General features: G+C 66.6%; 11 protein-coding genes. All 11 read left to right on the top strand.

Annotated features, from left to right (window positions below; translation table 11 throughout):
- The first annotated feature begins 43 nt into the window (after positions 1–43).
- The 11 genes from CGLY_RS09820 to pgeF all read left to right on the top strand — a co-directional run bounded on the left by CGLY_RS09820 (position 44) and on the right by pgeF (position 14,585).
- A complete protein-coding gene (locus CGLY_RS09820) occupies positions 44–1,933 on the top strand; it encodes a peptidoglycan D,D-transpeptidase FtsI family protein (protein WP_038552407.1) in 1,890 nt (629 codons plus the stop codon).
- Between the two features lie 2 nt (positions 1,934–1,935).
- Entirely contained in the window at positions 1,936–3,531 is a 1,596-nt protein-coding gene (locus tag CGLY_RS09815) for a UDP-N-acetylmuramoyl-L-alanyl-D-glutamate--2,6-diaminopimelate ligase (RefSeq protein ID WP_227590236.1), read from the top strand.
- A complete protein-coding gene (locus tag CGLY_RS09810; protein WP_038549101.1) occupies positions 3,528–5,048 on the top strand; it encodes a UDP-N-acetylmuramoyl-tripeptide--D-alanyl-D-alanine ligase in 1,521 nt (506 codons plus the stop codon). The genes CGLY_RS09815 and CGLY_RS09810 overlap by 4 nt, the downstream gene beginning before the upstream one ends.
- Positions 5,049–5,056: 8 nt before the next feature.
- The gene (gene mraY, locus CGLY_RS09805; protein WP_038549099.1) at positions 5,057–6,157 is read left to right on the top strand and encodes a phospho-N-acetylmuramoyl-pentapeptide-transferase; all 1,101 of its coding nucleotides are present in this window, start codon (positions 5,057–5,059) and stop codon (positions 6,155–6,157) included.
- A gap of 32 nt (positions 6,158–6,189) precedes the next feature.
- Positions 6,190–7,632, top strand: a complete 1,443-nt coding sequence (gene murD, locus CGLY_RS09800) for a UDP-N-acetylmuramoyl-L-alanine--D-glutamate ligase (protein WP_038549097.1) — start codon at positions 6,190–6,192, stop codon at positions 7,630–7,632.
- The gene (locus CGLY_RS09795; protein ID WP_052539994.1) at positions 7,629–9,086 is read left to right on the top strand and encodes a peptidoglycan glycosyltransferase FtsW; all 1,458 of its coding nucleotides are present in this window, start codon (positions 7,629–7,631) and stop codon (positions 9,084–9,086) included. The genes murD and CGLY_RS09795 overlap by 4 nt, the downstream gene beginning before the upstream one ends.
- A 3-nt stretch (positions 9,087–9,089) precedes the next feature.
- Complete coding sequence (gene murG, locus CGLY_RS09790; protein WP_038549095.1) at positions 9,090–10,190, top strand: undecaprenyldiphospho-muramoylpentapeptide beta-N-acetylglucosaminyltransferase; 1,101 nt, start codon at positions 9,090–9,092, stop codon at positions 10,188–10,190.
- 48 nt (positions 10,191–10,238) lie between these two features.
- Positions 10,239–11,708, top strand: coding sequence for a UDP-N-acetylmuramate--L-alanine ligase (murC, locus tag CGLY_RS09785; RefSeq protein WP_227590446.1), 1,470 nt, complete (start codon positions 10,239–10,241; stop codon positions 11,706–11,708).
- Between the two features lie 6 nt (positions 11,709–11,714).
- The gene (locus CGLY_RS09780) at positions 11,715–12,428 is read left to right on the top strand and encodes a cell division protein FtsQ/DivIB (protein WP_038549091.1); all 714 of its coding nucleotides are present in this window, start codon (positions 11,715–11,717) and stop codon (positions 12,426–12,428) included.
- A 170-nt stretch (positions 12,429–12,598) separates the two neighbouring features.
- On the top strand, positions 12,599–13,861 hold the full coding sequence (gene ftsZ, locus CGLY_RS09775) for a cell division protein FtsZ (protein ID WP_038549090.1): 1,263 nt from the start codon (positions 12,599–12,601) through the stop codon (positions 13,859–13,861).
- Positions 13,833–14,585 carry a peptidoglycan editing factor PgeF gene (gene pgeF, locus CGLY_RS09770; protein ID WP_407080790.1) on the top strand — a complete coding sequence of 251 codons (753 nt, stop codon included), beginning with the start codon at positions 13,833–13,835 and terminating at the stop codon, positions 14,583–14,585. Before ftsZ ends, pgeF begins: the two co-directional genes overlap by 29 nt.
- Positions 14,586–14,596 lie beyond the last annotated feature (11 nt).

Genomic DNA, 14,596 nt, shown 5'->3' with positions numbered 1-14,596 from the left:
CACCAGGTCAGGGGTTCCCGGGAACTCCTGGCAGACTCTCGACATCGGTGCCGCCAGTTTCGGCAAGCGTGGTGCCGCGGTGCTGATCATTGTCGTCGTCCTGGTCCTCGCACTGCTGCTCAGACTGACCTGGGTACAGCTGGTCAAGGGGCCGGAGTTGTCCGCGATGGCCAGTGAACAGCGCACGGCGGTGATCACCGAGCCGGCCCATCGGGGCAGTATCGTCGACAGGAACGGCCAGCGGCTCTCCTACACCATGGAGGCTCGGTCGTTGTCGGTGCACCCCCACCTTCTCGAGTCCTTCATGGAGGACCGTCATGAGCTTGATCCCGAGAGCGTCTCCGCACCGGAGGAACGGATCGATGAGATCGCCGAAGGACTGCCGGAGTTGCTCAATGAATCCGACAACCAGACCGACCCCGATGCGGAGTCTGAGTCGAGTTCGGGTTCCGGGTCCTCATCCGACGACGCTGACGGGGTAAAAGCCGACGACATCCGGGACAAACTCACCGCCGATTCGACCTACGAAGTCCTGGTCCGCGACGTTGATCCTGATGTCGCGGAGAAGGTCTCCGAGGAATACCCGGAGATCACCGTGGAACGACAGGACATCCGCCAGTATCCCAACGGTGCCGTGGCGCAGAACGTCATCGGCAAGATCAGCCGTGACAATGAGGGCCAGTTCGGTCTGGAACTGTCCCAGGATTCCCGATTGCAGGGCACCAATGGTTCGCGCACCGTCGACGTCGGGGCGAACGGCCTCGCCATCCCCGGTTCGACCCGCGACCGACACCCGGCCGTCGACGGCGACGCCTACGAGCTGACCCTTGACCTGGAGGCCCAGACCTACATTCAGCAACTGGTACAGCAGGCCAAGGACAGGTCCGGCGCCGAATCGGCCTCCGCCGTGGTGCTCGACGCCACGAGCGGCGAGGTGGTCTCGATGGCCACCTCGGACACGATCAATCCCCAGGGCAACATCGACGAGCAGCTCGAGGACGGCAAGGTCTTCGGTAACCGGGTTGTGCAGGACGCCTACGAACCCGGGTCGGTGGCGAAGGTGATGACCGCCGCGGCGGCCATCGAGGACGGCAAGACCACCCCGGACGAGGTGCTGCAGGTCCCGGGCAGTATCGACATGTCCGGTGTGACGGTCAAGGACGCGTGGGACCACGGGGTGGTGCCCTACACCACGACAGGTATCTTCGGTAAGTCCTCTAACGTCGGCACGTTGATGCTGGCGGACCGCGTGGGTGAGGAGAGCTTCTGGGACTACGTGCAGAAGTTCGGTATAGGCCAGGCCACGGATCTGGGCTTGCCCAGTGAGACCAGCGGGTATGTTCCGGATCTGTCGCAGTGGTCAGGTGGTACCTTCGCCAACCTGCCGATCGGGCAGGGCATGTCGATGAGTCTGCTGCAGATGGCCAGTATCTACCAGGCGCTGGCGAACGACGGTGTCCGGGTGACACCGAGCATCATCAAGTCGGTGACCGACGCCGCCGGCAATGACATCCCGCAGGACGAGCCGGAATCGGTGGAGGTGGTCTCGCCGGAGACGGCACGCACGGTGGTCGACATGTTCCGCGCGGTCAACCAGTCGGATCCGACAGGAGTCCAGCAGGGCACTGCGCCGACTGCCGGTATTGAGGGATACCAGACCAGTGGAAAGACAGGCACCGCCCAGCAGATCGACCCCGAGACGCGGGCGTACTCTAACTCCGACTACTGGATCACCTACGCCGGGATCGCTCCGGCGGACGACCCCCGCTTCGTTGTCGCCATCATGCTGGACGACCCCGAGCGCGGGACCGACGGAAGCGGTGGTCAGTCCGCCGCACCGCTGTTCCGGGACATTACGTCCTGGCTGCTTGACCATTACAACGTGCCGCTTTCCCCGGAGGCAGCACCCCGACTGACGCTGGAGGCGCAGTGACCGTGAAACCACCCACCCTGTCCGCACTCGCGGACCTGACCGGAGGGCGTCTTGTGGCGCTCGGTGAGTCAACCGTTCCCGGTGGGGCCGGAGACGTCCTCGTGACGGACGCCGCGATCGACGCGCGCTCGGTGGCGGTGGGCGGTATGTTCATGGCGGTGCCGGGGACCCGTGCCCACGGGGCGTCCTTCGCCGGCCAGTCGGCGGGCAGCTGCGTTCTCACCGATGGAGACGGACTGAAGGTGCTCCGGGCGGACGGTGTGCAGACCATCGCACTGGTGGTCGACGACTGCCGTGCCTGGCTCGGACCAGTCGCCGCCGAGATCCACGGACATCCGTCGCGGTCGATGACGGTGATCGGTGTCACCGGTACCAGCGGTAAGACGACCACGTCGTACATGATCGAGCGGATGCTGCTCGACGACCACAGCGTGGGCCTCATCGGGACCACCGGGACCAGAATCAACGGCCGCGCCGTCCCGACATCCCTGACCACACCGGAAGCGCCGACACTCCAGGGGCTTTTCGCCCGTATGCGCGACGAGGGGGTCACCCACGTCGTGATGGAGGTGTCCTCCCATGCCCTGGTGATGGGCCGGGTGCGTGGGGTGGACTTCGATGTCACCGGTTTCACCAACCTCAGCCAGGATCACCTGGACTTCCACCCCACGATGCGGGACTACTTCCAGGCGAAGTCACTTCTCTTCACCGTGCCGCAGGATCCCGGTGGGGTACTCCCGGCGTCCGTCGTCTGCGTCGACGACGCGTGGGGACGGGAACTGGCGGAGACGCTGGACGACGCAACGACGGTGACGACCACCGGCGTGGCACCAGCGTCATGGTCGGTCGACTCGGTCGAGATCGGGACCGACGGTGTGCAGCATGTGACGGTGACGCATCCGGAGGCCCCGGGGCTTCCCGACCGCCCTTTCAGTTTCCCGCTCTCCTTGCCGGGGGTGTTCAATGTCGCGAACGCCGTCGTAGCACTGGCATGTGCCGGACAGGCCGGTATCGACGTTCCCACTGCGGCGCCGAAGCTCGGCGACCTCCACGTTCCCGGCAGGATGCAGGCGGTGACCGTCGGTGAGGGTGACGCCCGCTACCCGCGGGAGTTCCTGGCACTGGTCGACTACGCCCACAAACCCGGCGCCGTGGCCGCCGCGCTGACGACCCTCGCGGACCAGTTGGACCGGGCGGGACACGGGGGCCGCATCGGCGTGGTGCTCGGCGCGGGAGGCAACCGCGACCACGAGAAGCGCCCATTGATGGGGGCTGAGGCGGCGAAGGGTGCGGACCTCGTGATCGTCACCGACGACAACCCCCGCGATGAAGAACCTGCGGACATCCGTACCGAGGTTCTCGCCGGAGCCCGGGACATCGCAGACAGTCGGGGTGTCGACCTCCGCGAGATCGGTGACAGGGCCGACGCGATCAGGGCCTCAGTCACCTGGGCCCGTCGGGGCGATATCGTCATAGTCGCCGGCAAAGGCCACGAGACCGGACAGATCGTCGGTGACACCGTCCTCGAGTTCGACGACGTGGCCGTACTTGCACAAGCACTCAGGGACCGACAGGACAGACAGGAACCGACACGATGATTGAGATGACAAGCGGCACCATCGCCGAGGTCACCGGAGGACACCTGGTCGACGGTGCCACGGCAGAGACTGTCGTGACCGGGCCCGTCGAGTTCGATTCACGACGGATCACCCCGGGCAGCGTCTTCATGGCGCTGCCCGGTGAGCGCGTTGACGGACATGACTTCGTCCCGGGAGCACTGCGTGACGGGGCGGCACTGGCCATGGTCGGACGTCCCGTCGGGCAGCCCTCGTTGCTCTGTGAGGCGACCGAGGACTCCGTCGATCCGGTCGCGGGTTCAGCCCAGCGCAATGCGGCCTACCTCGAGAACGACCCGGAGGGTGTGGGCGAACGTGTGCTCACCGCGGTCGGACGTCTCGCCCGCTACAACACCGACACCCTGGTCGCTGAGGAAGGGCTCACCGTCGTGGGTGTGACAGGCTCAGCGGGAAAGACCTCGACCAAGGACCTCCTCGGAGCCGTCCTCACCCGTGCAGGCGAGACCGTCGCACCTCCCGGAAGCTTCAACAACGAGATCGGACACCCGTATACCGCACTGAAGGCAGGGCGCAGCACCAGGTTCCTCGTCGCCGAGATGTCGGCCCGGGGCCAGGGGCACATCGCGCACCTCGCACGGATCGCACCGCCCCGGATCGGTGTCGTCCTGAACGTCGGCACGGCACACCTGGGCGAGTTCGGTTCCCGGGAGGCGATCGCGCGGGCGAAGGGTGAACTCGTGGAATCACTCCCGTCCGCCGTGGACGGCGGGCTGGCCGTACTCAACGCCGACGACGACCACGTCTCGGCGATGCGGACACGGACCGATGCGAGGATCATCCGTTTCTCGATGTCGGAGCAGGGGCGCGCCGCGGCCGACTACTACGCCTCGGACATCACCTTGGACGAGGTCGCCCGCGCCTCGTTCACGATGCACCATCCCTACGGGGATCCGGTACAGGTCACGCTCGGTGTGTTCGGCGCACACCAGGTCTCCAACGCCCTCGCCGCCGCCGTCGTCGGGATGGAATGCGGTCTGGACGCCGCCACCGTCGCCGGAGCTCTGAACAGTCATGTCGCCGCCAGCGCGAACCGCATGGACGTGCGGACCCGGGCGGACGGGGTGACCGTCATCAACGACACCTACAACGCGAACCCGGATTCGATGCGTGCCGGGATCGATGCCCTGGCCTACACCGCAGCAGGTCGCTCTGACGTGCAGAGCTGGGCTGTGCTGGGACAGATGGCCGAGCTGGGGGACGGTGCCCGTGACGAGCATGCCCACCTCGGTGAAGTCCTCGCCCAACGACGTATCGGTAACGCCGTGATCGTGGGTAACGGGGTCAACCAGAGTGCGCTGGCGGAGGCAGCGGAGGCTAACGGCGTTTCCGTGCGCCAGGTCGAGAACGCCGACGCCGCCGTCAACGTCCTCGACCTCAACGTCGAACCCAATGATGTCGTCCTGGTCAAGGCGTCCTACGCCGACGGCCTGTGGAGTGTCGCCGAAGGTCTGTTCGTCGGCGAAGAAGAGAGCAGGTAACCCAAGCCATGACACAGATCATCGTCGCCGCACTTGTGGCGTTCTTTGTCTCGATCTTCCTCACCCCGGTGCTGATCCGACGATTCTCCGCGGAAGGCATCGGCCAGGAGATCCGTGAAGAGGGACTCAAATCGCACCTGCGCAAGCGCGGCACCCCCACCATGGGTGGTATCGCGATCCTGGCGGGCATCACCGCCGGCTACGTGGTCGCGGTACTTGTCGGCCTGGTGACCAACGGCACCGGCCCCGGGGTCTCCGGCTGGCTCGTCCTCGGGCTGACACTCGCACTCGGTGGACTCGGGTTCACCGACGACTACATCAAGGTCGTCAAGGGGCGGAATCTCGGGCTGAACGCGAAGGCGAAGCTCGCGGGCCAGCTGGTCACCGCCTTGATCTTCGGTTTCCTGGTGCTGCAGTTCCCCAACGCCGACGGGTTGAAGCCGGCGTCGACGAAACTCTCCTTCACTCGGGACATCAACACTCTCGACCTCGCTGTCGGCGGAGCGGTCATCGGCACGATCCTCTTCCTGATCTTCATCTACCTGGTCATCTCCGCCTGGTCGAATGCCGTGAACCTCACCGACGGCCTCGACGGACTGGCATCCGGTGTCACGGCGATGGTCCTGTCGGCCTACGTGGTCATCACCTTCTGGCAGTTCCGTAACTCGTGCTCCGGCGCCGCGGAGGCGGGATGCTACGCCGTGCGGGATCCGCTGGATCTGTCGATGCTCGCCGCTGCCGGGCTGGGTGGCTGTGTCGGGTTCCTGTGGTGGAATGCCGCCCCAGCGAAGATCTTCATGGGTGACACCGGTTCGCTGGCCCTCGGTGGCCTGGTCGCTGGCCTGTCTATCGCGTCCCGGACCGAGCTGCTGATGATCATCGTCGGCCTGTTGTTCGTCATGGAGGCGGCCAGCGTGGTCATCCAGGTCGTGTCCTTCAAGACCACCGGGCGACGCATCTTCCGTATGGCGCCGTTCCACCACCACTTCGAGGCCGGGGGGTGGGCGGAGACCACGGTCACCGTCCGGTTCTGGCTGCTGTCGGCGTTGTTCGCCGTCGTCGGCGTGGCGGTGTTCTACTCCGAGTGGCTGAGTAACTCACCACTCTGATACCTACAGTCCCACGACAGGAGAACGATCACATGGTGAACCAGGTCGTCGAAGCGATGCGAGGCGGTAACGTCCTCGTCGCAGGCGCCGGCGTGGCCGGCGCAGGGGTGGCCCGTATGCTGGGCGACCTGGAGTGTGCGCTGACCATCGCTGATGACAACATCGTCGCCGCGGGGACGCTGGGCACGGAGACCGGTGCCCGCTCCGTGACTGTTGCTGAAGCGCTGGCACAGCTGGGGGACGGGTGTATCGATCTTGTCATCACCTCGCCGGGGTGGCGCCCGGACGGTCCGGTCCCGGCCGCCGCCGCAGAGGCAGGGGTGGCCGTGATCGGCGATGTCGAAGCAGCCTGGTTGGCGGACAGGGCTGCACTGTTCGGTGAACCAAGAACCTGGCTGGCGGTCACCGGAACCAACGGTAAGACCACGACGACGGCCATGCTTGACGCGATCCTGCAGGCGGACGGCCGTCGCTCCCGGCCGGTAGGCAACATCGGAACGCCACCGGGTGAGGCATTGCTTGCCGATCCGAGGATCGATGTCCTGGCTGCCGAAGTGTCGAGTTTCCAGCTCCACTGGGCCCCGGAGTTCGGACCGGACGCCGGATGTGTGCTCAACCTCGCCGAGGACCACCTCGACTGGCACGGATCGTTCGAGAACTATGCCGCTGACAAGATGCGTGTTCTCACCGGTGCGGTTGCCGTGATCGCCGTTGATGACCCGGTCGTCACGTCGGGCGCGCAGGCGGCCCCCGGTGACCATCGGGCCTTCACCACGGGCGATCCCGGTGCCGTGCCGTCAGACCTGTCCGTGAGCGTGGTCACCGGAGTGCGCGACGGCCGGATCGTCGAGCTCGACTCGGCCACCGGACGGCTCACAGACCTCGCCAGTGCCGAGGGCATCTCCCCGCCTGGTCCGGCCGGTGTTGCTGACGCCGCTGCCGCGGCGGCGCTGGCGCGCAGCATCGGTGTATCCGCAGAGGCGGTCGCTGCGGCCTTGGCAGATTTCCGCGTCCAGGCCCACCGCGGCCAGGTCGTGGCCGAGACCGACGGTGTGCGGTGGGTGGACAATTCCAAGGCGACCAATCCCCACGCCGCATCGGCCGCACTGCGCGGCCTCGACCGTGTCGTCTGGGTGGCCGGGGGTCAACTCAAGGGCGCGGCCGTCGACGACCTTGTCGCCGAGGTCGCGCCCGGGCTCCGCGGAGCCGTAGTGTTGGGTGTCGACCGGCAGATCCTCGCAGACGCGTTGGCTGCAGTGGCGCCGGATCTCCCGGTGACCGTTGTCGACGACACTGACCCGGTCGGCGCGATGACCGTGGCCGTTGCGGCGGCACGGTCGATCGCCGGCGTCGGCGACAGCGTCGTCCTCGCCCCGGCGGCGGCGTCACTGGACATGTACGAGGGCATGTCGCAGCGAGGCGACCTCTTCGCGGAGCTGGCGGGACGCACGGCGGGAAAGGATAGTGGCCGATGACGGTGAAGAACGATTCCGGACGCACCGAGTCGCCGTGGCGCGGACTCGGCGAAAAGTTCCGTCGTGTGCTGAACACGCCGCAGTTCAACTACAAGGTCCTCATGAGTGTGACCGTGATCCTCGTCGTGATCGGACTGACGATGGTTCTCTCGTCGTCGATGGTGACGTCCATCGACAGCGACACCGGTGTCTTCGGCGAGTTCATGAAGCAGGCCGTCGTCGTGGCCGCTGGCCTCGTCGGTATGTGGTTTTTCCTGCGGGTGACGCCGTCCACCGTGCGTAACCTCTCGGTGATTTTCCTGGGGATCTCGGTGGTGCTGTTGATTCTGGTGCTGATCCCCGGGATCGGCGTCGGTGGAACCGAGGTCGGTTCGAACTCCTGGATCCGTTTTGCCGGCGTCGGTATCCAGCCGTCGGAGGTGGCGAAGTTCTCGCTGGCGGTCTGGGGTGCGGCCGTCGTGGCAGCCCGGTCCAGGGTGAGCAGTTCAGCACGTTTTGTCCTGAACCCGTTCCTCATCGTCGCAGCGGTGATTCTGGGCCTGGTGCTCCTGCAGGATGACCTGGGCATGATGCTGTCACTGGCTGCCGTGGTCGCTGCGATGCTGTTCTTCGCCGGTGTCAGCACGACCGCACTGATGTCGGTGCTCGCTGTTGCCGGCGTGGCAGGCGTGATCTTCAGCCTCCAGCACGCGTTCCGTAGCGCGCGGTTCAGTTCCTGGACTGAGACGTTCACCCTGAGCTTCGACGAGGCGACGTCCCGTGGCGCGACGTTCCAGTCGCGGCAGGGGATCCTCTCGCTGTCTGACGGTGGACTGCTCGGCCAGGGGCTGGGGCAGTCGCGCGCGAAGTGGCTCTATCTCCCTGAGGCAGCCAACGACTTCGTCTTCGCCATCATCGGCGAGGAACTCGGACTGCTCGGTGCGGGACTTGTCGTCATTCTGTTCGGGGTGCTGGCATGGTTCGGCATCCGCACCGCGATGGCACAGAATGACCCCTTCCTGCGACTCCTGGCTGCGGCACTGACGATGGGCATCACCGTCCAGGCGTTCTACAACATGGGTTATGTCGTGGGACTGTTCCCGATGACCGGTGTGCAGCTCCCGCTGATTTCAGCAGGCGGTTCTTCTGCGGTGGTCACGCTCGCGTCTCTTGGGTTGCTGGCGAACATCGCCCGGCATGAACCTGCCACGGTATCGTCGATGCAGCATGAAGGACGGCCGCTGATCGACCGCATTCTGTTCCTGCCGGAGCCGGAACCCTACAAGCCCGGGCAGGAGCGTCGTGAGCGCGTCCGTGAACAACCGAAGCGGTACGGTGAACCGGTGACCCGGCGACGGCAGCCGCCGCCGGGAGAGCCGGTCCGGCCCGGCACCTCACGTCACCGTGGGGCCCGGGAACCGTTGCCGGAACCCCGTCACCGCACCAGTCAGCAGCACAACCGCAGGAGGCGTTAAGCCGTGTCCCCCTCATCCCGTCCACTCTCCGTCGTCCTCGCGGGCGGTGGGACGGCGGGTCACATCGAGCCCGCACTCGCCGTGGCCGAGTCCATCCGGCGGGTGCGTCCGGACGCCCGCGTGACTGCCCTGGGAACGACCCGGGGCCTGGAAACGACCCTTGTACCCGCCCGCGGTGTGGATCTTGAGCTGATCCCTGCAGTGCCGGTACCGCGTAAGCTGAACAAAGACCTTTTCACGCTGCCTTTCCGTCTTGTCGGAGCGCTGCGGCGGACTCGCCGCACGCTTAAGGACCTCAAGGCCGACGTGGTCGTGGGCTTCGGCGGCTATGTCTCCGCCCCCGCCTACCTGGCGGCCAAGTCACTGGGTGTGCCGATCGTGGTGCACGAGGCCAATGCACGGGCCGGCATGTCCAACAAGCTCGGTGTGCGGCTCGGGGGCCGTGCTCTCGCCGCAACGGCTGACTCGGGCCTGGATGCCGACGTCGTCGGTATCCCCGTCCGTGACTCACTGCTGGCGCTGGACCGTCCGGCACTGCGTGATGAGGCGCGTGAGTTCTTCGGCCTGGACCAGGAACGGCCAGTCCTGCTGGTCACCGGGGGGAGCCAGGGTGCGTCGTCCATCAACGGCGCCGTCAGCGGAGCCGCGGGTACTTTCGCTGACGCCGGCATCGGCGTCCTCCACGCGTACGGGAAGAAGAACGAGGCACCGTCGGTGTCCTCGGTGAAGGGGGCGCCGGCGTACGTCGCAGTGCCCTATATCGATCGCATGGATCTCGCGCTGGCGGCCGCTGACATGGTGCTGTGCCGCTCCGGTGCCATGACGGTGGCGGAGATCTCGGCCTGCGGGTTGCCCGCCGTATACGTTCCGTTGCCGCACGGCAACGGAGAGCAGGAGCTCAATGCCCGTCCCGTCGTCGCTGCCGGTGGCGGGGTGATCGTCCCCGACTCCGAGCTCGACCCCGGGCGTGTCGCGCGCGAGGTCGTCCCGCTCCTGCGGGACAAGGAGAGGTTGCGGCGCGCCGGTGACGCCGCAGCGGCGGCCGGCCACCGCGACGCAGCGGACCGCATCGCACAGATCGTCATCAGTGAGGCAGGGGAGTAGCAGGTGAGCACAACGGTGAGTTCGGTGGAAGACCTCCGTCACGTCCACATGGTCGGGATCGGCGGCGCCGGGATGTCCGGCATTGCACGGATCCTGCTGGACCGTGGAGTGTCGGTCAGCGGATCGGACATGAAGGAGTCGCGGATCGTGCTGGCGCTACGTGCGGCGGGCGCCGACGTCGCTGTGGGGCACCGTGCGGAGAACCTCACGGTGGGCATGCCGGACGGCGGCCTGCCGGACGCGGTGGTGACGTCCTTTGCCGCTATTCCGCAGGACAACCCGGAGCTCGTGGCGGCACGTGAGGCCGGTGTCCCGCTGTTGCGGCGCTCCGACGTCCTCGCACTGCTGATGGAGGGCAGACGCGCCGTGCTGATGGCCGGTACCCACGGCAAGACGTCGACGACTTCGATGGCGGTGGTTGCGCTCCAGCACGCGGGTATGGACCCGTCATTCGCCATCGGCGGACAGCTCAACCGGGCGGGGACGAACGCCCACCACGGCACCGGCGATGTCTTCGTCGCGGAGGCCGACGAGTCGGACGGCTCATTCCTGTCCTACTCGCCGGAGGTCGCGGTGGTCACGAACATCGAGCCGGACCATCTCGACTTCTTCGGGACAGAGCAGGCCTACCGCGAGGTGTTCGAGCAGTTCGCCGGACGCGTCGTCCCCGGTGGAGCCCTCGTCCTGTGCCTGGACGACGACGGGAGCGCGCGGCTGGCGGAGTCTATCGTCGCGGGCGAGGTCCATGTCGCCGAGGGGGTGCGCGTGCTCGGTTACGGCACCTCCGCCGCTGCTGCAGCTCACCCGGCCGTCCCCGTGGCCGCGGAGATTCTGTCGACCGGCACGCTGTCTGACGGTGGTACCGACGCGGAGGTACGGCTCACCGCAGGTTCCGTGGACACCGTCCACGTGACCGTGCGTACCCCCGGCCAGCACATGCTGATCAACGGTGTGGCGTCGCTGGTTGCGGGCATCCTGGTCGGCGCCCCGGTCGACGGGATGGCCGCCGGTGTCGCGTCCTTCGACGGGGTGCGTCGACGCTTCGAGTACCACGGACGTGTCGGTGGGGTGGAGGTCTACGACGACTACGCCCACCACCCGACCGAGGTCCGCGCGGTCGTGACGGCGGCGCGTGAGAAAGTGCGTGCCCGTCACGAGGATACCGGGCAGTCCGGCCGTGTCGTCGCCGTGTTTCAGCCGCACCTGTACTCCCGCACCCTGGCTTTCGCCGCGGAGTTCGCCGAGGCGTTGTCCCTGGCGGATGTTGTCGTGGTGCTGGACATCTTCGGCGCGCGGGAGGAACCGGTCGAGGGTGTGGACAGTCGGGTTATCACCGACCGGGTGGACAGGACGACGACGGAGGTCCATTATGAACCTCGCTTCGCCGATGCTCCCGCGCGTGTCGCAGAGGTGGCGGAGGACGGTGACGTCGTGCTGACGGTCGGGGCGGGGACAGTCACGATGCTTGCCGATGAAATTCTGCGGGTGCTCGACGCAACCGCCCCGGACGAAGGCTGATTCCCGATGGCGAGCAGTGACACCCGTGCCACGCGGGCTCGGCGGAAGAGTCGGCGGGATCCCCGTCGACGGCGCAGGCTCGCCGTCGTCCTGGGGGTGCTCGGCCTGCTCGTGGTCGTGGCGGCCGTGGTCGTGTTCAGTCCCCTGTTCCAGGTCCGCACCATCGAGGTCGAGGGGACCGGGCACCTCACACCGGAGCAGGTCATCTCGGCGGCATCGCCGGTGGAGGGACAGAATCTGCTGTTCGCTGACACCGGTGACGCAGCAAAGTCCGTTTCCGAGCTGCCCTGGGTCGAGAAAGTGACCGTCTCCCGTGAGTGGCCGTCGGGCGTCCGGGTGAACATCACCGAGTACAACGCTGTCGGGGTCGTCGACGGGGACGACGGCCCGCTGGTGATCAACGAACGTGGCCGCGTCTTCCTCCGCGGCGAGAGCCCGGAGGGAGCTGTGCCGGTGCAGGCGTCTGCCGATGATTCCGGTGCCCTCGAAGCGGCAGGAACGGTGCTCGGGGCCCTGCCGGATGAGCTCCGCGGGACAGTGGAGGAGGTTGACGCGTCGTCTGCGGAGGAAGTCACCCTGCGCTTCGCCGAGGGACGCGAGGTGTACTGGGGTTCCGCCGACCGTGCCGAGGAGAAGGCTGAGGCGACACGGGTGGTACTCACGAGGGAGGGACAGCGGTGGAATGTCTCGAACCCGGCGCTGCCCTCGGTCCGGGACTGAAATAACCCTCGATAAGTCTCAACCCGACGTTGAGGGATACGACACGCAAGAAAAATGTCCGCGGAAATCACCGTCGTGTCACACACAATTGGTCGCAGAGTTAGAGCGACAGCACAACAGGCAGACATCGCCAGGCACCGCCAGGCACACCGGGAAAGAGAGCGCACACCATGACCCTCTACGACAACCACCTCGCCAAGATCACCGTCGTCGGTGTCGGTGGCGGTGGTGTCAACGCCGTGAACAGGATGATCGACGCGAATCTCCAGGGTGTGGAGTTCGTTGCGATCAACACCGACGCGCAGGCACTCCTGCTCACTGATGCGGACACCAAGCTGGACATCGGTCAGGCCGAGACCCGCGGTCTCGGTGCCGGTGCCAACCCCGAGGTCGGCCGGAAGTCGGCAGAGGATCACAAGGAGCAGATCGAGGAGGTCATCGAAGGCTCCGACATGGTTTTCGTGACCTGTGGTGAGGGCGGCGGTACCGGGACCGGTGCTGCACCGGTGGTTGCGAACATCGCCAAGAAGAAGGGCGCGCTGACCGTCGGTGTCGTCACCCGGCCGTTTACCTTCGAGGGGCAGCGTCGTTCCAAGCAGGCGCTTGAGGGCATCGAAGCGCTGCGCGACGTCTGCGACACGCTCATCGTCATCCCGAACGACAGCCTGCTGAAGATGGGCGACGCTGATCTCCAGTTGATGGACGCCTTCCGCAAGGCCGACGAGGTCCTCCACTCCGGTGTCGAGGGCATCACCCGCCTGATCACTACTCCCGGCGTGATCAACGTGGACTTCGCCGATGTGCGCTCGGTGATGACCGACGCAGGTTCGGCGCTGATGGGTATCGGCAGTTCACGTGGGGACGACCGTGCCCGCAAGGCGACCGAGCTGGCGATAAACTCCCCGCTGCTGGAGACGACCATGCAGGGGGCCAAGGGCGTGTTGCTCTCCTTCGCCGGTGGGTCCGACCTGGGGCTCTTCGAGGTCAACGAGGCGGCTACGATCGTCCAGGATCTCGCGGACGAGGACGCCAACATTATCTTCGGTACCATCATTGACGACCAGCTCGGCGACGAGGTTCGTGTGACCGTCATCGCCACCGGATTCGATGACTCGCCGAACGTGACCTCCACACCGCGTCGGGGCCAGCACCGCGCGCCGGAGAACGGTGCCAGCACCGCTCCCGCTGCCGAACAGTCCCAGCCCGGTATCTTCAACGGTGAGGATGCCCCCGCCGCCCAACGGACCGAGGCTCAGCCGCAGAGCGCCGGCTCGACCAGCTTCACCCGCCGGTCGCGCTCCGGTGTCCCGGGGTCGTCGGAGTCGCCGAGTTCCTCGGGGCTGTTCACCTCGAACAGCGACCGTCGGGATACCCGCCGTGATGACCGTGGTGATGAGGGGGATGATGACCTCGATGTCCCGACCTTCCTCTGAGCGTCGCGTCCGTAAGGTGGTGACCGACCGGCACGGTGGGTCGTCGTCCGGAGACTTCTCCTCGTTCAATCTCGCCGACCATGTCGGTGATGATGCTGCCGATGTGGCGGCCAACCGCCTGCGGCTGGCGGAGTTGATCGGTGTACCGCCCGAACGGATGGTCTACATGGAGCAGATCCACTCGCCGAATGTCACGGAGGTCACCGGTGAACTGCTCGATTCCCTTGACGGTGGGCCGGTAGAGTTCACCGATGCCTTGGTGACCCGGGAGCCCGGCGTCGCACTGGTCGTGCTGACCGCCGACTGCGTTCCGGTCCTCCTGTCCGACGAGGACGCCGGTGTTGTCGCTGCCGTGCATGCCGGACGCATGGGTGCGCGCAACGGAGTGGTCCCGGCGACGATCGCCGCGATGACGGAGCTCGGCGCCGTCCCCGCCAGGGTCCACGCACTGCTCGGTGCGGCGGCCGCCGGCGAGGACTACGAAGTACCCGAAGAGATGGCCAGGAACGTCGAGGACCGGTTGCCCGGATCCCGCACGACCACGACCCGGGGCACTGCGGGCCTGGACATCCGCGCCGGAATCACCCGCCAGCTGCTCGGCGCCGGGATCACGTCAGTCGACGCGGACCCGCGGAGCACGATCTCCGAGGAGAACTTCTTTTCGTACCGTAGAGAAGGACAGACGGGACGCCAGGCTTCGGTGGTCTGGATTACCGACGTCTGACGCCACTTCCC

Source organism: Corynebacterium glyciniphilum AJ 3170, assembly GCF_000626675.1.
In the GTDB taxonomy this organism is placed as follows: domain Bacteria; phylum Actinomycetota; class Actinomycetes; order Mycobacteriales; family Mycobacteriaceae; genus Corynebacterium; species Corynebacterium glyciniphilum.
This window is presented reverse-complemented; position numbering and strand designations above follow the sequence as displayed.

Bases quoted from the DNA above. Each gene is read 5' to 3' on its own strand.
- ftsZ (WP_038549090.1), top strand. From the start codon at position 12,599: ATGACCCTCTACGACAACCACCTCGCCAAGATCACCGTCGTCGGTGTC.
- CGLY_RS09810 (WP_038549101.1), top strand. From the start codon at position 3,528: ATGATTGAGATGACAAGCGGCACCATCGCCGAGGTCACCGGAGGACAC.
- mraY (WP_038549099.1), top strand. From the start codon at position 5,057: ATGACACAGATCATCGTCGCCGCACTTGTGGCGTTCTTTGTCTCGATC.
- CGLY_RS09795 (WP_052539994.1), top strand. From the start codon at position 7,629: ATGACGGTGAAGAACGATTCCGGACGCACCGAGTCGCCGTGGCGCGGA.
- murD (WP_038549097.1), top strand. From the start codon at position 6,190: ATGGTGAACCAGGTCGTCGAAGCGATGCGAGGCGGTAACGTCCTCGTC.
- pgeF (WP_407080790.1), top strand. From the start codon at position 13,833: ATGACCTCGATGTCCCGACCTTCCTCTGAGCGTCGCGTCCGTAAGGTG.
- murC (WP_227590446.1), top strand. From the start codon at position 10,239: ATGGTCGGGATCGGCGGCGCCGGGATGTCCGGCATTGCACGGATCCTG.
- CGLY_RS09780 (WP_038549091.1), top strand. From the start codon at position 11,715: ATGGCGAGCAGTGACACCCGTGCCACGCGGGCTCGGCGGAAGAGTCGG.